This is a genomic window from Streptomyces sp. NPDC054834, from assembly GCF_053611185.1.
The window spans coordinates 75,057-95,259 of sequence record NZ_JBSGZV010000025.1; the positions used below are offsets into that span (position 1 = coordinate 75,057).

Annotated in this window: 19 protein-coding genes and 1 riboswitch; of the genes, 11 read left to right on the plus strand and 8 right to left on the minus strand. The window is 72.6% G+C overall.

Annotation, left to right across the window (positions count from 1 at the left end):
- Positions 1-162: 162 nt before the first annotated feature.
- From cobN to ACWGJM_RS29245, 6 genes are all read right to left on the minus strand, one after another.
- Positions 163-3,813, minus strand: coding sequence for a cobaltochelatase subunit CobN (gene cobN / locus ACWGJM_RS29220; protein WP_453414710.1), 3,651 nt, complete (start codon positions 3,811-3,813; stop codon positions 163-165).
- On the minus strand, positions 3,810-5,318 hold the full coding sequence (locus ACWGJM_RS29225) for a cobyric acid synthase (protein WP_453414711.1): 1,509 nt from the start codon (positions 5,316-5,318) through the stop codon (positions 3,810-3,812). The genes cobN and ACWGJM_RS29225 overlap by 4 nt, the downstream gene beginning before the upstream one ends.
- Positions 5,315-6,256 (minus strand): cobalamin biosynthesis protein, encoded by a 942-nt coding sequence (locus ACWGJM_RS29230; RefSeq protein WP_453414712.1) that lies wholly within the window; start codon positions 6,254-6,256, stop codon positions 5,315-5,317. Before ACWGJM_RS29230 ends, ACWGJM_RS29225 begins: the two co-directional genes overlap by 4 nt.
- A 101-nt stretch (positions 6,257-6,357) precedes the next feature.
- Positions 6,358-6,497: riboswitch (cobalamin riboswitch) on the minus strand.
- A gap of 128 nt (positions 6,498-6,625) precedes the next feature.
- Positions 6,626-6,853 (minus strand): hypothetical protein, encoded by a 228-nt coding sequence (locus ACWGJM_RS29235; RefSeq protein WP_453414713.1) that lies wholly within the window; start codon positions 6,851-6,853, stop codon positions 6,626-6,628.
- Positions 6,854-6,889: 36 nt separating this feature from the next.
- Positions 6,890-8,146, minus strand: a complete 1,257-nt coding sequence (locus ACWGJM_RS29240; RefSeq protein ID WP_453414714.1) for an anion permease — start codon at positions 8,144-8,146, stop codon at positions 6,890-6,892.
- A gap of 154 nt (positions 8,147-8,300) precedes the next feature.
- Positions 8,301-9,032, minus strand: a complete 732-nt coding sequence (locus tag ACWGJM_RS29245) for a lysozyme (protein ID WP_453414715.1) — start codon at positions 9,030-9,032, stop codon at positions 8,301-8,303.
- A 197-nt stretch (positions 9,033-9,229) separates the two neighbouring features.
- Between ACWGJM_RS29245 and ACWGJM_RS29250 the strand changes: the two genes are divergently transcribed.
- From ACWGJM_RS29250 to ACWGJM_RS29260, 3 genes are all read left to right on the plus strand, one after another.
- Positions 9,230-9,907, plus strand: coding sequence for a class II aldolase/adducin family protein (locus ACWGJM_RS29250; RefSeq protein WP_453414716.1), 678 nt, complete (start codon positions 9,230-9,232; stop codon positions 9,905-9,907).
- 125 nt (positions 9,908-10,032) lie between these two features.
- Positions 10,033-11,160, plus strand: coding sequence for an alpha/beta hydrolase (locus ACWGJM_RS29255; RefSeq protein ID WP_453414717.1), 1,128 nt, complete (start codon positions 10,033-10,035; stop codon positions 11,158-11,160).
- Between the two features lie 169 nt (positions 11,161-11,329).
- Positions 11,330-12,751, plus strand: a complete 1,422-nt coding sequence (locus ACWGJM_RS29260) for a hypothetical protein (RefSeq protein ID WP_453414718.1) — start codon at positions 11,330-11,332, stop codon at positions 12,749-12,751.
- A 20-nt stretch (positions 12,752-12,771) separates the two neighbouring features.
- Here ACWGJM_RS29260 and ACWGJM_RS29265 read toward each other — a convergent pair whose 3' ends face one another.
- Complete coding sequence (locus ACWGJM_RS29265; RefSeq protein ID WP_453414719.1) at positions 12,772-13,185, minus strand: VOC family protein; 414 nt, start codon at positions 13,183-13,185, stop codon at positions 12,772-12,774.
- 558 nt (positions 13,186-13,743) lie between these two features.
- Between ACWGJM_RS29265 and ACWGJM_RS29270 the strand changes: the two genes are divergently transcribed.
- From ACWGJM_RS29270 to ACWGJM_RS29280, 3 genes are all read left to right on the plus strand, one after another.
- Entirely contained in the window at positions 13,744-15,342 is a 1,599-nt protein-coding gene (locus ACWGJM_RS29270; protein ID WP_453414720.1) for an ABC-F family ATP-binding cassette domain-containing protein, read from the plus strand.
- 335 nt (positions 15,343-15,677) lie between these two features.
- Complete coding sequence (locus ACWGJM_RS29275) at positions 15,678-15,899, plus strand: helix-turn-helix domain-containing protein (protein ID WP_004002281.1); 222 nt, start codon at positions 15,678-15,680, stop codon at positions 15,897-15,899.
- A gap of 106 nt (positions 15,900-16,005) precedes the next feature.
- Entirely contained in the window at positions 16,006-16,812 is an 807-nt protein-coding gene (locus tag ACWGJM_RS29280; protein ID WP_453414721.1) for an enoyl-CoA hydratase/isomerase family protein, read from the plus strand.
- Positions 16,813-17,014: 202 nt separating this feature from the next.
- On the opposite strand, the gene ACWGJM_RS29285 is transcribed toward ACWGJM_RS29280, so the two are convergent.
- Positions 17,015-17,749 (minus strand): nucleopolyhedrovirus P10 family protein, encoded by a 735-nt coding sequence (locus ACWGJM_RS29285; RefSeq protein ID WP_453414722.1) that lies wholly within the window; start codon positions 17,747-17,749, stop codon positions 17,015-17,017.
- A gap of 87 nt (positions 17,750-17,836) precedes the next feature.
- Between ACWGJM_RS29285 and ACWGJM_RS29290 the strand changes: the two genes are divergently transcribed.
- Genes ACWGJM_RS29290 through amaP form a run of 5 tightly spaced genes read left to right on the plus strand, consistent with a single transcriptional unit; the run spans position 17,837 to position 20,194 of the window.
- Complete coding sequence (locus ACWGJM_RS29290) at positions 17,837-18,334, plus strand: Asp23/Gls24 family envelope stress response protein (protein ID WP_453414723.1); 498 nt, start codon at positions 17,837-17,839, stop codon at positions 18,332-18,334.
- Positions 18,335-18,382: 48 nt separating this feature from the next.
- Positions 18,383-18,577, plus strand: coding sequence for a hypothetical protein (locus ACWGJM_RS29295; protein WP_453414724.1), 195 nt, complete (start codon positions 18,383-18,385; stop codon positions 18,575-18,577).
- Positions 18,574-18,957, plus strand: coding sequence for an Asp23/Gls24 family envelope stress response protein (locus ACWGJM_RS29300; protein ID WP_453414725.1), 384 nt, complete (start codon positions 18,574-18,576; stop codon positions 18,955-18,957). Before ACWGJM_RS29295 ends, ACWGJM_RS29300 begins: the two co-directional genes overlap by 4 nt.
- Complete coding sequence (locus ACWGJM_RS29305; RefSeq protein WP_453414726.1) at positions 18,954-19,610, plus strand: DUF6286 domain-containing protein; 657 nt, start codon at positions 18,954-18,956, stop codon at positions 19,608-19,610. The genes ACWGJM_RS29300 and ACWGJM_RS29305 overlap by 4 nt, the downstream gene beginning before the upstream one ends.
- Entirely contained in the window at positions 19,607-20,194 is a 588-nt protein-coding gene (gene amaP, locus ACWGJM_RS29310) for an alkaline shock response membrane anchor protein AmaP (RefSeq protein ID WP_453414727.1), read from the plus strand. Before ACWGJM_RS29305 ends, amaP begins: the two co-directional genes overlap by 4 nt.
- Positions 20,195-20,203 lie beyond the last annotated feature (9 nt).

Sequence of the window (20,203 nt, forward strand, 5' to 3'; positions counted from 1 at the left end):
TCACTCCTTCGAGTGGCTGGTGTCCGAGTCGGCCGCGTGCCGGGCACACGGCTGTCAACGTGTCGCTCGGATCCCCGCCGACGCGGGGGTGGTCCGGGCACTGCCAGATCGACAGCCGTCCGTGCACGTTGCTCCCCGCCACTGCGGGGGTTTCCGGGGAGATCACGCTTCTCCCTCCAGATCGCCCTCGAGCTCGAGGTAGGTCGCCCGGAGCCGGTCCAGGGTCTCCTGGTCCGGCTCTGCCCAAAGGCCTCGGTCCGCGGCTTCCAGCAGGCGCTCGGTGATGCCCCTCAGCGCCCACGGGTTGGACTTGCGCATGAACTCCTGGTTCTCCGGCGAGAAGACGTACTCCGCGCTGAGCTTCTCGTACATCCAGTCGTCGACCACGCCGGCGGTGGCGTCGTAGCCGAAGAGGTAGTCGACGGTCGCCGCCATCTCGAAGGCGCCCTTGTAGCCGTGCCGGCGCATGGCCGCCATCCAGCGCGGGTTGACCACACGGGCGCGGAAGACGCGGTGGGTCTCCTCGCCGAGCGTGCGGGTCTTCACCTGGTCCGGCACGGCCGAGTCGCCGACGTACGCCTCGGGGGAGGCCCCCGTCAGGTGCCGCACCATGGCGACCATGCCGCCGTGGTACTGGAAGTAGTCGTCGGCGTCGACGAGGTCGTGCTCGCGGGTGTCGACGTTCTTCGCGGCGACGGCGATCCGCTTGAACGCCGTCTCCATGTCCCCGCGCGCCGCCCGCCCGTCGAGCCCGCGCCCGTACGCGTAGCCGCCCCACACCGCGTACACCTCGGCGAGGTCCGCGTCCGAGCGCCAGTTCCGCGCGTCGATCAGCGGCAGCAGACCCGCGCCGTACGCCCCCGGCTTGGAGCCGAAGATACGGGCGGTCGCGCGCCGCCGGTCGCCGTGCCGGTCGGTGTCCTCGTCGGCGTGGGCGCGGACGAAGTTGCGGTCGGCGGGCTCGGCCAGCTCGGCCACCGCCCGCACCGCGTCGTCGATCAGCCCGACGACGTGCGGGAACGCGTCCCGGAAGAAGCCGGAGATGCGCACGGTGACGTCGATGCGCGGCCGGCCCAGCTCCGCCAGGGGGACGACCTCGAAGCCCGTCACCCGGCGCGAGGCGTCGTCCCAGACCGGGCGGCAGCCCAGCAGCGCGAGGATCTCGGCGATGTCGTCGCCCTGGGTGCGCATGGCGGATGTGCCCCAGACCGTCAGGCCGACGGACTTCGGGTACTCGCCCGTGTCCTGGAGATAACGCGCGACCAGCGAGTCCGCCAGCGACTGGCCGACCTCCCAACTCAGCCTGGAGGGGATGGCCTTGGGGTCGACGGAGTAGAAGTTGCGGCCGGTCGGCAGGACGTTCACCAGGCCGCGCGTCGGTGAGCCGGACGGGCCCGCCGGGACGTAACCGCCGTCCAGCGCACGGAGGATGTGGCCGATCTCGTCGGTGGTCCTCGCGAGCCGCGGTACGACCTCCGTGCAGGCGAACTCCAGCACGGCGACAGCCTCCGGGAGTTCGGCGCCGAGCACGTCACGCGCCAGACCGGGGACGGTCGTCACGTCCCACGCCCGGGCCTCCAGGTCCTCGGCGATCCGCCGGCACAGCTGCTCCAGCAGGTCGATCGTGTCGGCGGCCGTCCGCGCCGGACCCTCCACCAGGTCCGTCAGCTCCACCGGCACCTTCACCGGGGCGCCTGGCTCGGCCAGCAGGTCCTTCTCCACCAGCCCGAAGTGAGCCGCCAGCGAAGCCCTCAGACCGGGCAGCGCGTTCGCCTGCCCGCCCCACACCTGCGAGGCCCGCAATACGGCGAGCACCAGGTTCACGCGCGGTTCGGCGACCGGGCCGCCGCCCAGGATGTGCAGGCCGTCGCGGATCTGCACATCCTTGATCTCGCAGAGGTAGCCGTCGATGTGCATGACGAACTCGTCGAACTCTTCGTCGTCCGGCTGCTCGGCCACGTGCAGGTCGTGGTGCAGTTCGGCCGCCTTGACCAGGGTCCAGATCTGCGCGCGCACGGTCGGTGCCTTCGCCGGGTCCAGGTCGGAGACCAGCGCGTACTCGTCGAGCAGCTGCTCCAGCTTGGCCAGGTCGCCGTAGGTGTCGGCGCGGGCCATCGGCGGCACCAGGTGGTCGACGACCGTGGCGTGCCCGCGCCGCTTGGCCTGGGTGCCCTCGCCGGGGTCGTTGACGATGAACGGGTAGATCAGCGGGAGGTCGCCGAGGACGGCGTCCGGGGCGCAGCCGCGCGACAGCCCGAGCCCCTTGCCGGGCAGCCACTCCATCGTGCCGTGCTTGCCCATGTGCACGATCGCGTCGGCGCCGAAACTGTTTTCCAGCCACCGGTACGCCGCCATGTAGTGGTGCGATGGCGGCATGTCGGGGTCGTGGTAGATCGCGATCGGGTTCTCGCCGAAGCCGCGCGGCGGCTGGATCATGACGACGGCGTTCCCGAACTGGAGGGAGGCGAGGACGATCTCGTCCCCGTCGACGTAGAGGGAGCCCGGCGGTTCGCCCCACGCCTCCAGCATGGCGTCCCGCAGCTCCGGGTCGAGCTTGTCGAACCACGCCCGGTAGTCGGCCAGCGGTACGCGCGCGGGCGCGGCGGCCAGCTGCTCCTCCGTGAGCCACTCGACGTCGTGCCCGCCGGCCTCGATGAGGCGGTGGATCAGCTCGTCCCCGTTGTCGGGGTACTCGCTGAGCCCGTACCCGGCGTCCCTGAGTGCGTCCAGCACCCGTACCGCCGAGGCCGGGGTGTCCAGGCCCACCGCGTTGCCGACCCGGGAGTGCTTGGTCGGGTAGGCGGTGAAGACCAGCGCGACCTTCTTGTCGGCGTTGGCCTTGTGCCTCAACTGGGCGTGGCGTACGGCGATCCCGGCGACCCGCGCGGCCCGCTCGGGGTCGGCCACGTACACCGGCACCTCGTCGGGGCCCTGCTCCTTGAAGGAGAACGGCACGGTGACGATTCGCCCGTCGAACTCCGGGATCGCGACCTGCATCGCCGCGTCCATGGGGGAGAGGGCGGCGTCGGACTCGTCCCAGGCCGCGTGCGACGAGGTGAGGCACAGGCCCTGGAGCACGGGGATGTTCAGGTCGGCGAGCGCCCCGATGTCCCAGGACTCCTCGTCGCCGCCGGCCGAGGCCTGCGAGGCGTGCGTGCCGCCCGCGGCGAGCACGGTGGCCACCAGGGCGTCCGCGCTGCCGAGGATCTCGTACAGCCCGGCGTCGGCACCGCGCAGCGAACCGCAGTAGACGGGCAGCGCGTTCGCGCCCCGCGCCTCGATCGCGTCGCACAGGGTGTCCACGAAGGCGGTGTTGCCGCTCAGTTCGTGGGCGCGGTAGAAGAGCACGCCGACGGTCGGGCGGCCGTCCTGGAGCGTACGGGAGCCGTGCACGCCGTACTCCGGCATCTTCCGCGGCTCGACGAACCCCTCACCGGTCAGCAGCACCGTGTCGGACAGGAACCGGGCGAGCTCGGTCAGGTTCTCCGGGCCGCCCTCCACGAGGTACCTGAGCGCCTCGGCCACGACACCGGCGGGCACGGACGACTCGGCCATCAACTCGGCGTCGGGCACGGCCTCTCCGCCGAGCAGCACGGTCGGGACGCCCGAGGCCTTCAGGGCGGCGAGCCCGTCCTCCCAGGCGCGCTTGCCGCCGAGCAGCCGTACGACGGCGATGTCGGCGCCCGCGAGGAGGGACGGCAGCTCGGCCTCCACGTCCACCCGGGTCGGGTTGCCGATCCGGTAGGACCCGCCGGAGGCCCGCGCCGCCAGCAGATCGGTGTCGGCGGTCGACAACAACAACACTGTGCTCATGCGGGTGCTCCCGGTGGAATGAAGGGCAGTCCTTGCGGCGCGCCCGACTCGATGAGCCGCCAGAGCGCGTCCGTGTCCGCGTGCTGTTCGATCAGGTCGCCGAGCCGGTCGAGCTGCTCCTCGCGCAGCGCGGCGAACGAGGTGTCGGCGGCGGGCACGAAGCGGCGGCCCGCGGCGGCGGCCACCTCGCGCAGGAAGGCCCGCCGGAAGCCGTCCGACTCCAGCGAGCCGTGCCAGTGCGTGCCCCAGGTCTGGCCGACCCGGCAGCCGTCCAGGAAGGACACGCCCCCCGTCACTTCGGCGACGCCATGGTGGATCTCGTACCCCTCGACGTGCTCGCCGAGGGCTTCCCCGACAGGCCGGGTGAGGGTCTTCTCGCGGGCGAACCGCACGCGGACGGGAAGGACTCCGAGGCCGTGGACCTGGCCGGCGCGCGACTCGACCTCGTCCTCGATGTGCTCACCGAGGATCTGGAAGCCGCCGCAGACGCCGAGGACGGGCCGCTGCTCGGCGGCCCTTCGGACGAGGGCCTCGGCCAGCCCCCGCTCCCGCAGCCACTCCAGCGCCCGGACCGTGCCCCGCGTCCCCGGGATCACCACGAGGTCGGCGTCGGCCAGTTCCTCGGGCCGGTCCACGAACCGCACCACGACACCGGGTTCGGCTGCCAGCGCGTCCACGTCCGTGAAGTTGGACATCAGCGGGATCGCGCACACGGCCACCCGCAGCACATCCTCGCCGACGGGCGGGGCGGTGTTCGACTCGCGGACCGTCCCCCGCAGCGACACACGCAGCCCGTCCTCCTCGTCGATGCCGAGTCCGTGCCGGAAGGGCAGCACGCCGTACGTCCGCCGCCCGGTGAGCCCGTGCAGCATGTCGAGGCCGGGTTCCAGCAGGGAGACGTCGCCGCGGAACTTGTTGACGAGGAAACCCGCGACGAGTTCCTGGTCCTCGGGGGAGAGCAGGGCGACGGTCCCGAAGAAGGAGGCGAAGACGCCCCCACGGTCGATGTCGCCGACGACGAGCACGGGCAGCCGCGCGTTCCTCGCGATCCCCATGTTCACGATGTCGGTCCGCCGCAGATTGATCTCGGCGGGCGAACCGGCCCCCTCACAGATCACCGCGTCATACGTGCCCCGCAACTCGGCGAGACAGTCCAGCACGGTCCCCAGCAGCCGCTGCTGCCGCCCGCCGTGGTACCCGCGCGCGCTCAGCTCGCCCACGGGCTTGCCCAGCAGCACCACCTGACTGCTCTGTTCCCCGCCGGGCTTGAGCAGCACGGGATTCATCAGCGCGGTCGGCTCGACACGGCACGCCTGCGCCTGCATGGCCTGCGCCCGCCCGATCTCCGCGCCTTCCCGCGTCACGAACGAGTTGAGGGACATGTTCTGCGCTTTGAAGGGCGCGACCTTGACCCCCTGCCGCACCAGCCAGCGGCAGATCCCGGCCGTGACGACGCTCTTGCCCGCGTCCGAGGTGGTGCCTGCGACGAGGAGACCCCCGTTCATTTCCCACGTCCCTTCACGACGATGCGCGCGGCGACGCTGACGCCGAGCGCGAGCAGGCCGACGCGCTTCGAGAGCCGTACGGCCCGTTCGATGTCGGGTACGGCGACGGCGCGTCCCTTCTGGTTCAGCACCGGTCGGTGTTCCACCCGTCCGCCGTACGACAGCGTCCCGCCCAGCCGCACGCCGAGCGCGCCCGCGAACGAGGCCTCCACGGGCCCGGCGTTGGGGCTCGGGTGCCGGCCGGCATCGGCCCCCCAGGCCCGTACGGCTCCGCGCGGGTCGCCACCGGCGACGGTCGCCAGTACGGCGGTCAACCGCGCCCCCGGCCAGCCCGCGAGGTCGTCGAGCCGGGCCGAGGCCCATCCGTACCGCCGGTACCTGGGCGACTTGTGCCCGACCATGGCGTCGAGGGTGTTGACGGCCCGGAAGCCCAGCAGCCCGGGCACCCCGGCCACGGCTCCCCACACCAGGGCGCCCACCACCGCGTCGGAGGTGTTCTCGGCCACGGACTCCACGACGGCCCGGGCGATCCCGTCGGCGTCGAGCGCCTGCGGGTCCCTTCCGCACAGGTGCGGCAGCCGCGCCCGGGCAGCCTCGACGTCTCCGGCCTGAAGGGCACGCCCGATGCCACGGGCCTCGCGCGCGAGGGAGGTTCCGCCCACGACGGACCAGGTGGCGGCGGCGGTCAGCGCGACGGAGGCGGCACGGGAGGGGCGTACGGCCGCGGCGGCGACGGCTCCCAGACCGGCGGCACCGCCCACGCACACCGCGGTGTGCAGCGCGCCCCAACCCCGGTGGTCCCGCCACAGCGCCCGCTCCATGGCACCGGCGGCCCGCCCGAACGCGGCCACCGGATGCCCGCGCCGCGGATCACCGAGCAGATGGTCACCGAGGAGGCCGGCGGCGGCGCCGTACGCGAAGACGCGATCGGCACGCATCGGCTCAGCCGGCCGTGGGGTCGGGCAGCGATCCGGTGCTGTACCTCGAACGGCAGGCGAGCATGGCGATATGTCCTCACTCAGGGTGTCCGCGCCCTGGTTCGACGAGACCGGCGGTGGGAGTTCCTGGCTCCCGGGGCTACCTACCCCGGTGACAGTGGCGGGACCGCGCCGGATTCACACCGGCTTCCTCCCTTGCCGCCGTACATGGCCCCGGAAGTCCACCACGGCCCCGGAAGGGCCGTCAACTTGCTGTTGACCTGCACGAGGAGAGTGTGCTGAGGCCCACATCGAAGCCCGGGTGACGGTGGGGCGGCATGCGAAAGGCTCCTCCCCGAAGTCTTCGGGGAGGAGCCGGTGAGGCCTCGGTCAGGCCTTGTTCATGATCAGGTAGATCCCGTAGGCCACCGCTGCCGCGCATCCCGCGAAGCACACGTACGCCCCGGCGACGGCCGACGCCGCCGAGTCGCCCTGGGCGGCGGCGCGTTCGCGTCGTGCCAGGCCCTGGACGCCCAGGGTGAAGAGGGCCACCAGGCCGACGGTGACCGCGAGGCTGACGCCGAAGACGGAGCCGAGGGCTGCCCAGTCGATCTTCATAACAGAGCTGCTTTCTTGGTGCCCGGGTGCCCGGGGTCAGACGGCGGCGGCCGGCGGGGTCGCCGGGTCGGCGGTGGGGACGGCGACGGGCGTCGCGGGGGACGGGATCGTGGCCGTCAGGTCCTCGGCCACGGTGCCCGCCGGGGGCGGGGTCACGGCGGCGATCGCGGTGGTGACCACGCCGGCCGGCTCCTCGGTCTCGTTGACGTTGGTCGCGTCGACCACCTCGCGGCGGGAGAGCTTCCAGATCGCGGCGCTGGAGGCCACGAGGAAGACCGCCACCAGCGCGGTGCCCCAGTCGCCGAGGTCCGTGACCGTCTCGGCGAGCGCGCCGACCAGCGCGGCGGCCGGGAGGGTCAGCGCCCAGGCGACGAACATCCGGGTCGCCGTGGACCAGCGGACCACTCCGCCCTTGCGGCCCAGGCCCGCGCCCATCACGGAGCCGGAGACGACGTGGGTGGTGGAGAGGGAGAAGCCGAGGTGGGAGGAGGCGAGGATGGCGGTCGCGGCGCTCGTCTGGGCCGCGAAGCCCTGCCGCGGCTCCAGTTCGGTCAGGCCCTTGCCCATGGTGCGGATGATGCGCCAGCCGCCGATGTAGGTGCCGAGCGCGATGGCCATGCCGGCGGAGAGGATCACCCAGGTGGGCGGGTTGGAGCCGGGGGCGATGGAGCCGCCGGCGATCAGCGCGAGGGTGATGATGCCCATCGTCTTCTGCGCGTCGTTGGTGCCGTGGGCGAGAGAGACCAGACCGGCCGAGGCGATCTGGCCGGCGCGGTAACCCTTGCGGGTGGCCTCGCCCTCGGCGTTCTTGCCGATGCCGTAGGAGAACCGGGTGGCGAGCATCGCCGCGATGCCCGCGACGACCGGCGCGGCGACCGCCGGGAGCAGCACCTTGGTGACGAGGACGTCACCGTGGACGGCACCGAAGCCCGCGGAGGCGACGGTGGCGCCGATCAGGCCGCCCATGAGGGCGTGCGAGGAACTGGAGGGCAGCCCCACCAGCCAGGTGAGCAGGTTCCAGAGGATCGCGCCGACCAGGGCGGCGAATATGACCTCGGGACGTATGCCGTTCTCGTCGACGAGACCCTTGGAGATCGTGTTGGCGACCTCCACGGAGAGGAAAGCACCCACAAGGTTGAGGACGGCGGACATGGCCACCGCGACCTTGGGCTTGAGCGCACCGGTCGAGATGGTGGTGGCCATCGCGTTGGCGGTGTCGTGGAAACCGTTCGTGAAATCGAACGCGAGTGCGGTTACGACCACAATCGCGAGGATCAGCGAGAAGCTTTCCATTTACCCAGGCATTCTTTCGAGCGTCATTGGCGGGTTGACCGTAGGCAACCTGGGTGAACGGAAGATGAACTGGGGCAGGCATCACGGTGTCGGATCCGGAGATGGCCGTTCCGCTCCGGTTCGGTGGTGCGGAACGACCCTGGGCGGCCCTTGGCTAGTCGTCCCTCGCGAACGACTTCAGCCCGGCCGGGGAGCCGTTGAAGAGATTCTGGTCACCCGGCAGGCTGCCGCTGTTGTCGTACTGCCAGAAGGTCCAGTACGACCACCCGGCCGGCAGGGCGCCGGGGTCCCCGGAGTGGCGGGCGAGCCACAGCGCGTGGTCGGCGAAGGCATGGCTGCGGCCGGTGCAGTCGTTCCACCAGTGGGCGGTGGTGTAGATCACCGGGCGGCGGCCGGTCTCCCGTTTCATCTCGTCGCTGAAGGCCTGGATCCAGTCGACCATCTTCGCCTTGCTCAGGCCGTAGCACCTGTGCCCGTTGTCGTACGGATTGTATTCGATGTCCAGTGCGGGCGGCAGTGTCCAGCCGTCGGCGGTCCAGGAGCCGCCGTGGCGCACGAAGTACGCGGCCTGGGCGGCGCCCGGCGACTCGTCCGGCAGCGCGAAGTGGTACGCCCCGTGGATCAGGCCTGCCTCACGCGAGCCGCTGTACTGCCGGCTGAAGTAGGGGTTGCGGTAGTCGGTGGATTCGGTCGCCTTGATGTAGACGAAGCGGGCGCCCTTGGCCTTCACTTCCGGCCAGTCGACGTTCTTCTGGTGGGACGAGACGTCGTGTCCCTTGGGCAGGCCTGCCGCCGTGGCCGGGGTCCCGGCGAGGGCCGTCCCCCCGACGGCGAGCGCCGTCACGGCCACCACGAGCGGACGGGCGCGGAGACGGGACAGATCCATGATTCCCCCCGGAATGGCGACGTGCGCGACAAAACGTGCAGAGAGTATTGGAAGATCATGTGATGAACGATGATCTCCGGCCAACCATGGACAGAGGGTCATTTATGGCGCTATGCACCCTTTCGGAGGGCTCGATTCCGGCCTAAACTGCGCCGCCGTGACACCGCGTCAGCCGACCCGCTGGCAGGATCACGGCCATGGCTGAAGAGAGCAGGGGCGTGCGTGAGCAGGAGTCACGGGCCTGGGAGGCGCTGGTCGCGACGGCCCGCCGGACCGTGGCCGACGGACTCGTCGTCGGCACCTCCGGCAACGTGTCGGTGCGCGTCGGCGACACCGTGCTGGTCACGCCGTCGGGCGTCCCGTACGACCGGCTGACACCGCACGACGTGACCGGCGTCGACCTCACCGGACGGCAGGTGCTCGGCTCACTGGTGCCGACCAGCGAACTGCCCATGCACCTGGCCGTGTACCGCACCACCGACGCCGCCGCCGTCGGCGCCGTCGTCCATACTCACGCCGTGCACGCCACGGCCGTCTCGACCCTCGTCACCGAACTCCCGGCGGTCCACTACATGTCCTGCGCGCTCGGTGGCCCCGTCCGCGTCGCCCCCTACGCGACCTACGGCACCGAGGAGTTGGCCGAGAACATGCTCCGCGCCCTCGTCGACCGCTCCGGCTGCCTCCTCCAGAACCACGGCACGATCACCTACGGCACCACCCTCGACCAGGCCTACGACCGCACCGCCCAGCTGGAATGGATGTGCCGCCTGTGGCTGACGGCGTCCTCGGTGCCCGGGCTGACGCCGTCCCTGCTGACCCCGGAGCAGCTGGCCGCGGTGGGGGAGAAGCTGCGCGGATACGGCCAGCGGAGGTGAGGGCACCCGCCGGTCCGCGCCCGCCCGGGGATTGAAAAGGGCCTCCCGCTGGAACCCGCAAGGACATGTCACCCCGACACCCGCTCCCGCTGGCCGGTCGGCCGGCCCACCGGGACACTGGACCCGTGCGCACCGTCACAGCGGCGGCCTCGGCCGTCACCGCGCTCCTGGCGGTCGGCGCGGCCGGTGTGGCCGCCGGCCGGATGGCCAGCGACGCCGCGCTCAAGGCGGCCCCCGGCAGACCGCTGCCCACCGAGCCCCGGCTCACCGTGCACGCCATGGCCGAGGGCCGGCTCGCCCTCACCCGCGCCCTGGCCTCCCTGCGCCCCGGCACCTACGGCCTGGCCGGCGACGGCTCGCACGCCGTCGTCGGCCCCGTCCTCGAAGCCGCCGCGCCCTCCGCCGACACCGTCGTACGCCGACTGGAACGCGTCACCCACGGCACACTCGATCCCGGCGACCAGGTTTGGCTCACCCCCAACCTGTACGTCGGCAACCCGGGCGCCGCCCTCGGCCTCGACCACGCCGACATCGACGTGCCCGGCGAACTCGGCGCCCTGCCCGCCTGGTTCGTGCCCGGCGCCCGGGACACCTGGGTGATCGCGGTGCACGGCCTCGGCACCACCCGCGAACACTCCATGAACGTCATGGGGTTCCTGCACGAACTGCGGTTCTCCGTGCTCGCCCTCGCCTACCGCGGCGACCTCGGCGCCCCCCGCCCCCCGGACGGCCTGAACCACCTCGGCGAGACCGAGTGGCGCGACCTCGACGCGGCGATCCGCTACGCCGTCCGCTACGGCGCCCGGCGCGTCGTCCTCTACGGCTGGTCCACCGGCGCCGCCATGGCCCTGCGCGCCGCCGCGCGTTCCACCCTGCGCGACCATGTCTCCGGGCTCGTCCTGGACTCGCCGGTGCTCAACTGGGAGGCCACGCTGCGCGCCCTCGCCGCGGCCCGGGGCGCACCCGACTTCCTGCTGCCGCTCGCCGTGCGGGCCGCGCAGGGCCGCGCCGGCCTCCGTGCCGACCGCCTCGCGATGACCGCCGACCCGGCGCGGCTGAGCGTGCCCACCCTGCTGATCCACGGACCGGACGACGTGGTGGCCCCCTGGGAGTTCTCCCGCCGCCTCGCGGCCGAGCGCGCCGACCGGGTCGCCCTGCACACCGTCCGGGACGCCCCGCACGGGGCGATGTGGAACGCCGACCCGAAGGAGTACGAGGAGACCGTGCGGCGGTTCCTGACGCCGCTGATGTGAGCGCCCGGCAGGGGGTCGACGCCCCGGTTCCAGCCGTTCCGTTCAAGGCCGTACCACTGGCCTGAACACCCCTCCCCGGCTGCCGCCGGAACGTGTCCGTTGGCCCACCCTGTCGCCCGCCGTGACATTCCGTTTGGGTTTTCGGACCGTCAACCGGAAGACTGCACCCGTGACGTCCCGTATCCCGCGCGACTCCAGGCTTCGACTCGTCCGACCGCGACCCCTGGCCGCCGCCCCCCGAGCGATGAACCAGCGGCGCTCGCGCCGCCCCGCACCCCGCCCGCCGGAGGGCACGCCCGCCCCCGCCGAGCTGGCCAGAATGGCGCGGTCCCGCCTGGCCGACGCGGCCCGCTTGGCTCACTGGGCCGACGCCGCCCTCGGCCCCGGCCGCGACGGTGCGACCGCCGACGGCAAGGCCACCCTCTCGGGGACGACCGCCGAACGCGCCGCCGCCGATCTGGGCCTGACCGTGGCTCAGGTCCGCGCCGACTGGGACACCGCCCGCCTCGCCGGGCTCGTCGAGGTCCACGGCGACAGCGCGCGCCCCGGCTGGCGGCTGCGCGCCTGGGACCGGGACGACAGTGCCGTGCTGCGCGGCTGGGTCGCCCTCTTCGACGCCTGGTCGCTCGCCCACCCCGAGCCCGCGGGCCACGAGCCCGCCGCCGTGGCCGAGGTCGTCTCGGCCATGCCCCAGGTGCTCTCCTTCCTACAGCTGTCCGCCGGGCCCGTCCCGGTCGACCAGCTCCTCGACCTGCTCCAGCAGCGCGTCACCGAGCTGCGCACCGAGCGCTGCGAGATCTCCTACGAGCCCGATCCCGAGATCCTGGCCGGTGCCGCCCCCACCGTCGGCATCCCGCCGGCGGAGCCCGCGCCCGACCTCGCGCCGCTGCTCGACTGGGCCCTGCACGCCCTACGCTCCGTCGGCGCCCTCACCGTCGGTGACGGCCAGGCCACGCTCACCCCGCTGGGCAGCTGGGCGGTGTGGGTCAAGCTGGAGCAGATCTGCGTGGCCGCGCAGAGCCCCGCCGGGAACATCGAGCAGGGCGCCGAGGACATGCTGCGCGGCTGCGCCCAGCTGCGCCCCAACGCGGCCCGCGCCGAATACCGCGCCTGGCTCGCCGCCCGGCCCGTCGGCAGCGCCGTCACAGAACTCATCGACGCCGCCCGCGGCGAGGACGCCCTGCTGCGCGGCCTCGCCTTCGAGGCGCTGCGCGTCGTCGGCGCGCCCGCCGAGGCGGACGTGCGCGGCGTCGTCGACGAGTCGACGCTCAGGCCGTACGCCCTGCTGTGGCTCGCCGAGCACGACGGGGCCGACCCGGAGGACGCCCACGAGGTCCTCACCCGTCAGGAGGCCACCTGGCTGTGGGTGGACACCGCCGCCGCCGTCGCCGACCACGGCGAGGCGCCGATGCTCGTACGCCACCTGGAGTCCGCGGTCCAGCTCACCGTCCCCCAGCTGCTGGACGAGGTCCGCGCGGTCGGTCATCCGCGCACCGTGCAGGTCCTGGTCGCCCTCGCCGCCGCCCACCCCGACCCGGCCCTCGCCAAGGCGGTGCGCCGGGCCGCCTTCCAGGTGCACACCGGGGGATAGGGCCTGGCCCCGGGCGGCCGTCAGGCCCCGATCTCGGGGGCGTACGTCCCGAAACTCCAGATGTTGCCCTCGACGTCCCGGGCCATGTAGTCCCGCGAGCCGTACGGCTGGTCGGTCGGGGGCACCAGGATCTCCGCGTCGTGGTCCACGGCGCGCTGGTGGTGGGCGTCGACGTCGTCCACCACGACGTACACCCCCGTCGGACCCGCCTCGCCCATCACCTCCGCGAAGACGCCGTCCCGGCCCTTGGAACCGAGCATCACCCCGCCGTTGCCCTGCACCAGCTCGGCGTGCAGGACCGTGCCGTCCGCACCCTCGTACAGCGACAGTTCGGTGAAGCCGAAGGCCTCCGTGAGCTGTTTGATCGCCGCCTTCGCGTCCGCGTACAGCAGCGTCGGATAGACGCTCGGCCGCGCACCACCCGTACCAGCCATGCCCACCACTCCCTGCGCCGATCCGATGTGCCCGCCTCGCCGCCAGTGTGACACCCACCACCGACAACGCCCCACGACCACGGCAACCGGAGCACATGGCACCGCCTCCGGGAGGGGGGCGGTCATGGAGGCGTGCGACCCGGTCACCGGCGATGCCGGCGGACGGAACGGCCGTCGGTGTCCGGGACGAGCCCGTCGTCCCGGAACGCTGCCGCCGGGCGCCGACCGGCTCCCGGCGCAGGGCGGCACCGGCGTTCCGCGTCCCCTCGCGCGGGGCGTGCTCGCGGTCGTCGCCCGAGCCGCATCACCGCGTTCCGCACGCGCTCCGCCCGGGACGTGCCGTACATCACGTCGCCGTCGGCGACCTGGGCCGTATCGCCCCGCGCCGCGACTCCCCGGCCGGTGACGTCCCGGCCCGGCGGTCCGAACACCCGCACGCAGAAAAAGCGCTTGCCCCGCCCCGTTAGACTTGCCCCATGGCCATTCTCCTCGCGCATTAGACGGCGGGAACGTCCTCAGCCGCCCACCCGCCACCTACCTCCGCTCTGGAGTCTGTCCGTGATCTCCGCCTCCGGTATCGAGCTGCGCGCCGGCGCCCGCATCCTCCTCGAGAACGCCAACTTCCGCGTCGCCAAGGGCGACCGCATCGGCCTGGTCGGCCGCAACGGCGCCGGGAAGACCACCCTCACCAAGTGCCTCGCTGGCGAGGGCATGCCGGCCGCCGGCAACATCGCCCGCTCCGGTGAGGTCGGCTACCTGCCCCAGGACCCCCGCACCGGCGACCTCGATGTCCTCGCCCGCGACCGCATCCTCTCCGCGCGCGGCCTCGACGTACTGCTGCGCAAGATGCGCGACAACGAGCAGCGCATCGCCACCGGCCAGGGCACCACCCGGGAGAAGGCCCTCAAGCAGTACGAGCGCCAGGAGACGGAGTTCCTCACCAAGGGCGGATACGCCGCCGAGGCCGAGGCCGCCACCATCGCCGCCGCGCTCAACCTGCCCGACCGCGTGCTCGGCCAGCCGCTGCACACCCTCTCCGGCGGTCAGCGCCGCCGTATCGAGCTGGCCCGGATCCTGTTCTCCGACGCCGACACGCTGCTGCTCGACGAGCCGACCAACCACCTCGACGCCGACTCGATCACCTGGCTGCGGGACTACCTCAAGACCTACCGCGGCGGCTTCATCGTGATCTCCCACGACGTCGACCTGGTCGAGACGGTCGTCAACAAGGTCTTCTACCTGGATGCGAATCGCTCGACGATCGACATCTACAACATGGGCTGGAAGCTCTACCAGCAGCAGCGCGAGGCCGATGAGAAGCGCCGCAAGCGCGAGCGCGCCAACGCCGAGAAGAAGGCCGCCGCGCTCAACGCGCAGGCCGACAAGATGCGCGCCAAGGCCACCAAGACCGTCGCCGCGCAGAACATGGCCCGCCGCGCGGACAAGCTGCTCTCCGGCCTCGACGCGGTCCGCCAGTCCGACAAGGTCGCCAAGCTCCGCTTCCCGGAGCCCGCGCCCTGCGGCAAGACCCCGCTGATGGCCGAGGGCCTGTCGAAGTCGTACGGCTCGCTGGAGATCTTCACCGACGTCGACCTGGCCATCGACAAGGGCTCCCGGGTCGTCATCCTCGGCCTCAACGGCGCCGGCAAGACCACCCTGCTGCGCCTCCTCGGGGGCGTCGAGCAGCCGGACACCGGCGCGGTCGTCCCCGGCCACGGCCTCAAGCTCGGCTACTACGCCCAGGAGCACGAGACCCTGGACGCCGACCGCACCGTCCTGGAGAACATGCGCTCGGCCGCCCCGGACATGGACCTCGTGGAGGTCCGCAAGGTGCTGGGCTCGTTCCTCTTCTCCGGCGACGACGTCGACAAGCCGGCCGGCGTCCTCTCCGGCGGCGAGAAGACCCGTCTCGCCCTGGCGACCCTGGTGGTGTCCTCGGCGAACGTGCTGCTCCTGGACGAGCCCACCAACAACCTCGACCCGGCCAGCCGCGAGGAGATCCTCGGCGCGCTGCGCACCTACAAGGGCGCCGTGGTCCTCGTCACCCACGACGAGGGCGCCGTCGAGGCGCTCCAGCCGGAGCGGATCATTCTGCTGCCGGACGGCGTCGAGGACCTGTGGGGCTCCGACTACGCGGATCTTGTCGCCCTGGCTTGATCGAATGAATGATCCACTGCGTATGGATCATTCGGCGGATCCGTGATCCATCATCTGTGTGAGATCTCCTCGTATCGAGGTGTGTCCTACATCGATTTCGCGGCCGATCCCTCGGTCACCGAGGGGTCGGCCGCTGCGCGTCTCTGACCTGCTGATTCGCGAGAGAACCCGTTCGGCCGTACGGACGCACACGTCTGGAATCGTCAGTTCCGCTTGTGGGGATGTGCTCCCGTCGTCAAAACCGTGTCTCACGGACCTTGCCGAATGGGTGGCCATCGAGCCCCGGAGGGGTGATCATGAGGAGACCAGAGCGCACTTCCCATGAGGAGGCACGGGTGGCCGAGACTCTGAAGAAGGGCAGCCGGGTAACCGGCGCCGCGCGCGACAAGCTCGCGGCAGACCTGAAGAAAAAGTACGACTCCGGTGCGAGCATCCGGGCGCTGGCCGAGGAGACCGGCCGCTCGTATGGCTTCGTACACCGGATGCTCAGTGAGTCGGGCGTCACGCTCCGTGGGCGTGGCGGAGCGACCAGGGGCAAAAAAGCCGCATCGTCCTGATCCGGGCGGCCCATCGGCTTCGATGGTGGCCACCCGGTCGGTCGGGTGATCGGCCGGGTGGTTACTGTGCAGTCACTTAGCTGACCGCACGCATCGGAGGCGCCCCATGGCTTCGCCCGAGAAGGACCCTGCTGTTCCCCTGCTCGACCAGGACGGCGTACGACTCACCGTCGACGACGCGCTCGCCACGGTGACGCTGACCAACCCGGCCAAGCGCAACGCGCAGAGCCCCGCTCTGTGGCGGGCGTTGGCCGAGGCCGGCCGGCTGCTGCCGGGCTCCGTCCGGGTGGTCGTGCTGCGCGGTGAGGGCAAGTCCTTCTCCGCCGGGCTCGACCGGCAGATGTTCACGCCCGAGGGGATCGAGGGCGAGCCGACCTTCGTCGACCTCGCGCGCCGTGACGACGCCGAGCTCGACGCGACCATCGCCGGCTACCAGGAAGCGTTCACCTGGTGGCGGCGGAACGACATCGTGTCCGTCGCCGCTGTCCAGGGGCACGCCATCGGTGCCGGCTTCCAACTGGCCCTCGCCTGCGATCTGCGCATCGTCGCGCACGATGTGCAGTTCGCCATGCGCGAGACCAGCCTCGGGATCGTGCCCGACCTCACGGGCACGCACCCGCTGGTGGAACTGGTCGGGTACGCCCGGGCGTTGGAGATCTGCGTGACCGGACGGTCCGTGCAGGCCGAGGAGGCGGTGAGTTCGGGGCTGGCCAACATCGCGGTGCCCGTGGAGGAACTCGACGGCACGCTCCGCGACTTCACGGCGGCGCTGCTCGCGGCACCCCGCGACGCGGTCGTGGAGACCAAGGCCCTGCTGCGCGGGGTGGCCGGTCGCGGCTACGACGAACAGCGCGCCGCGGAGCGCCAGGCCCAGGCGCGGCGGCTGAGGGACCTGGCCGGCATCGGCGAGTGAGCCGTACCGGGTCAGTCGACGGCGGTCGCTGGCATGGCCGCGGTCGGGTGACGTCGCAGCGCGTCCCCGACGGCTCGGCCATGTCCGCCGTTCCTCGGTGCGCACGGCCCGGTCCGAGCCGTCGGGCGTGCGCCGCGGAGCGCCAGGCCCAGGCGCGGCGGCTGAGGGACCTGGCCGGCATCGGCGAGTGAGCCGTACGGGGTCAGTCGACGGCCGTCACCAGCACGGCCACGGTCGGGTGATCCCGCAGCGCGTCGCCGACGGCTGCGCGCACCTGCCGGGCCACGTCCAGGGCGCGGTACGCGGCGTCCACCGCCACTTCCACCCGGACGTGGCGGTGCGCGAGCGCGGCCTCGTCCTGGTCCTGCCGTTCCTCGATGCGTACCGCCCGGCCCAGGCCGCCCAGCGCGCCGGTCAGCCGGGTCACGCCGGGCACGGAGAGGGCGGCCGTGGCGGCCCGGTTCTCGTCGGCGTCCGCCGTCTCCCGGGCCGGCACCGGCGGCACCGTAACCGTAACCGTGGCCGGGGCGGGCGGCTCCTCGTCGTCCAGCAGGCCGGTCACCCCGAGGTCCACCTCGGTGACCGCGAGACCGAGCCCCTCCGTCGCGGCCGTCGCCAGGACCAGACGCAGACGGGACGCCGTGTCGGGCAGGGGCATGTCCGCCGTGGCCGCGAAGTCGGCCGTCAGCCGGAGCGGACCCGGCGGCAGCGCACTCGGCGGCAGGGGCACGGCGGGCTCCTCGGTGTACTCCGGCCCGGCGAGCCCGAGCCGCAGCGCGCCCAGGCGCACACCCGTCACTTCCCGCGTCGCGCGCCGCAGCACCTCCGTGGCCGCCCCCTCCGCGATCCACGCGCCGTCACGCGCGCCACCCAGGGGAAGCAGCCTGCCGAGGCCCAGCTGCTGTCGCACCGCACGCGCCCATCGCTCCGCCGTCATTGCTCCAGCCTGCCGCATCCCCGGGGCGGGGCGCCGCAAGCACACTTACCGTGGTCGAAGGAGGACGACCGAAGAGGACGTACGGCCATGACCGAGATGACGAATCAGGACCGGACGGCGGATCCCACGGGTGCCAAGGACGTGCCCGGGACGACGGGGGCCCGCGGGGCACAGCCGACACGGCGTGGGGGCGGGGATCCCGCGACCCGGGGACGGACCACCATCGCCGACGGGGTCGTGGAGAAGATCGCGGCGCTGGCCGCGCGGGACGTGGTCGGAGTGCACGCACTCGGCAGCGGACTCGCACGGACCTTCGGCGCCGTACGCGACCGGGTGCCCGGCGGCACGAAATCGGTGACCCGGGGAGTGAAGGCCGAGGTCGGCGAGGTGCAGACCGCGCTCGACCTGGAGATCGTCGTGGACTACGGCGTGGCGATCGCCGATGTCGCCCATGCCGTGCGGGAGAACGTGATCACGGCGGTGGAGCGGATGACCGGACTACAGGTCGTGGAGGTCAACGTCGCGGTGAGCGATGTCAAGCTTCCGGAGGAGGAGGAAGAGGAGCCGGAGCCCCGGATCCAGTGACGCCCGACGGCCCGGACAACGCACGGCTGAGGAGCTGAGGAGCACAGCATGAGCATGGCCGTGGTCGGCATGATCGCCGGGATGGCGCTGGGCTTCGCCGGGTACTTCGGCGGATTCGGTGCCTTCCTGCTGGTCGCTGCCCTGGGCGCCGTCGGGTTCGTCGTCGGCCGGTTCCTCGAGGGGGACCTGGAGCTGGGCGACTTTCTCCGCACCCGGGACGACCGGCGCGACCGGCGGCGGTGACGTCCGTGAGCGGCGGGGTCGGTGATGCGCACGGTCCCGTGACCGTCGTGGCGCCCGGCGAGCGCGGCGCCCTGCGGATCGCCGACGGGGTCGTCGCGAAGATCGCGGCGCAGGCGGCACGCGAGGCGCTCGGCCCGCTGCCCGGGCAGGCGGAACCGCCGTGCGCCACCGTCGTCGTCCACCACGACGCCGTCCGCGTCCGTGTCCACCTGGAACTCGACTATCCGGCCGACATCCCCGCCCGCTGCCGCGCGGTGCGTCGCCGGGTCACCGAGCGGGTAACCGCGTTGGCGGGAACGGAGGTGCCGGAGGTCGCCGTCCAGGTGGAACGGCTGCATCTGACGCATCCGCAGGGGACGGCACAGGGGAGGACGCGATGAGTGAACCCCGGGGAACCGAGAGCACCACCCAGCCGCTGCCGGTCGTCATGGAGAAGGCGGAGCAGCCGTCCCCAACGGTGGTGGAGCCCCCGCCGGTGGCGGACGGCGGCAGGGACGGCCGCTTCTGGTCGGCCCGCCGCGTCCCGGCGGGCATCGTGGCCGTACTGCTCCTGCTCGGCGCGGGCACCTTCCTCTACGACATCGCCGCCGTCCGCGCCCACCGGCCCGCCATGAGCTGGCGCCGCGGCCTGGCCCGGCAGCTCGCCGAACGACAGCTCGACGACAGCTGGGTGCTGGCCGGCGCGGGCGTCGCACTGGCCCTCGGCCTCTGGCTGCTCGTGCTCGCGGCCACGCCCGGCCTGCGGCACCTCCTGCCGATGCGGCGCCAGCACCCCGACGTCCGCGCCGGACTGGAGCGCGCGGCGGCCGCCCTGGTGCTGCGCGACCGGGCCATGGAGATCTCGGGCGTGCGGTCGGTCCGGGTGCGGATGGGCCGCAGGAAGGCCGCCGTCCGCGCGGTCTCGCACTTCCGTGAACTCGACGATGTACGCGCCGACCTGGACACCGCCCTCACCGCGGCCGTACAGGGCCTGGGCCTGACCCGGCCGCCCGCGCTGTCGGTGCACGTCAGCCGCCCGGGACGGAAGGGGTGACCGCGGTGCTCAGGGTCGTCAACCGCACGCTCGTCGGACTGGCCGGGCTGCTGCTGGCCGCCCTCGGCGGCTCGGTGCTGGCCGTCGGCCTGGGCGTCCGGCCGCCCTCCTGGTGGATCCACGACGGCCGGCACGACGTCCTGCTCAGCGACGCCGAGCGGACGCGCTGGCGGGACGCCGGCTGGTGGTGGCCGACCGTCCTCGCCGCGCTCGCCCTCCTGGTCCTGCTCGCCCTGTGGTGGCTGACGGCGGTACTGCGCCGCCGCCGGCTCACCGAGGTGCGCGTCGACACCGGCGACGCCAAGGGCGCGCTGCTGCGCGGCCGGGCTCTGGAAGGCGTCCTGGCCGCCGACGCGGCCCGCCAGGAGGGCGTGGCCCACACCCGTCTTCTGCTGACCGGCCGCCGTACGACACCCCGGGCACGGATGTGGCTTCAACTGGAGCCGGACGTGGACCCCGGTACGGTCCTGCACGACCTGACGGCCCAGGCACTGACGCACGCACGCGAGTCGGCGGGGCTGGCGAAGCTCCCGGCGGAGGTACGCCTACGGGCGGTCAAGCACAGGGCCGAAAGGGTGGCGTGAGAGAGGGTG

What these genes read in the sequence shown, in the direction of transcription:
- cobN (WP_453414710.1), bottom strand. Translation starts at nt 3,813, where the DNA reads ATGAGCACAGTGTTGTTGTTGTCGACCGCCGACACCGATCTGCTGGCG.
- ACWGJM_RS29225 (WP_453414711.1), bottom strand. Translation starts at nt 5,318, where the DNA reads ATGAACGGGGGTCTCCTCGTCGCAGGCACCACCTCGGACGCGGGCAAG.
- ACWGJM_RS29230 (WP_453414712.1), bottom strand. Translation starts at nt 6,256, where the DNA reads ATGCGTGCCGATCGCGTCTTCGCGTACGGCGCCGCCGCCGGCCTCCTC.
- ACWGJM_RS29235 (WP_453414713.1), bottom strand. Translation starts at nt 6,853, where the DNA reads ATGAAGATCGACTGGGCAGCCCTCGGCTCCGTCTTCGGCGTCAGCCTC.
- ACWGJM_RS29240 (WP_453414714.1), bottom strand. Translation starts at nt 8,146, where the DNA reads ATGGAAAGCTTCTCGCTGATCCTCGCGATTGTGGTCGTAACCGCACTC.
- ACWGJM_RS29245 (WP_453414715.1), bottom strand. Translation starts at nt 9,032, where the DNA reads ATGGATCTGTCCCGTCTCCGCGCCCGTCCGCTCGTGGTGGCCGTGACG.
- ACWGJM_RS29250 (WP_453414716.1), top strand. Translation starts at nt 9,230, where the DNA reads ATGGCTGAAGAGAGCAGGGGCGTGCGTGAGCAGGAGTCACGGGCCTGG.
- ACWGJM_RS29265 (WP_453414719.1), bottom strand. Translation starts at nt 13,185, where the DNA reads ATGGCTGGTACGGGTGGTGCGCGGCCGAGCGTCTATCCGACGCTGCTG.
- ACWGJM_RS29280 (WP_453414721.1), top strand. Translation starts at nt 16,006, where the DNA reads ATGGCTTCGCCCGAGAAGGACCCTGCTGTTCCCCTGCTCGACCAGGAC.
- ACWGJM_RS29285 (WP_453414722.1), bottom strand. Translation starts at nt 17,749, where the DNA reads ATGACGGCGGAGCGATGGGCGCGTGCGGTGCGACAGCAGCTGGGCCTC.
- ACWGJM_RS29290 (WP_453414723.1), top strand. Translation starts at nt 17,837, where the DNA reads ATGACCGAGATGACGAATCAGGACCGGACGGCGGATCCCACGGGTGCC.
- ACWGJM_RS29295 (WP_453414724.1), top strand. Translation starts at nt 18,383, where the DNA reads ATGAGCATGGCCGTGGTCGGCATGATCGCCGGGATGGCGCTGGGCTTC.
- ACWGJM_RS29305 (WP_453414726.1), top strand. Translation starts at nt 18,954, where the DNA reads ATGAGTGAACCCCGGGGAACCGAGAGCACCACCCAGCCGCTGCCGGTC.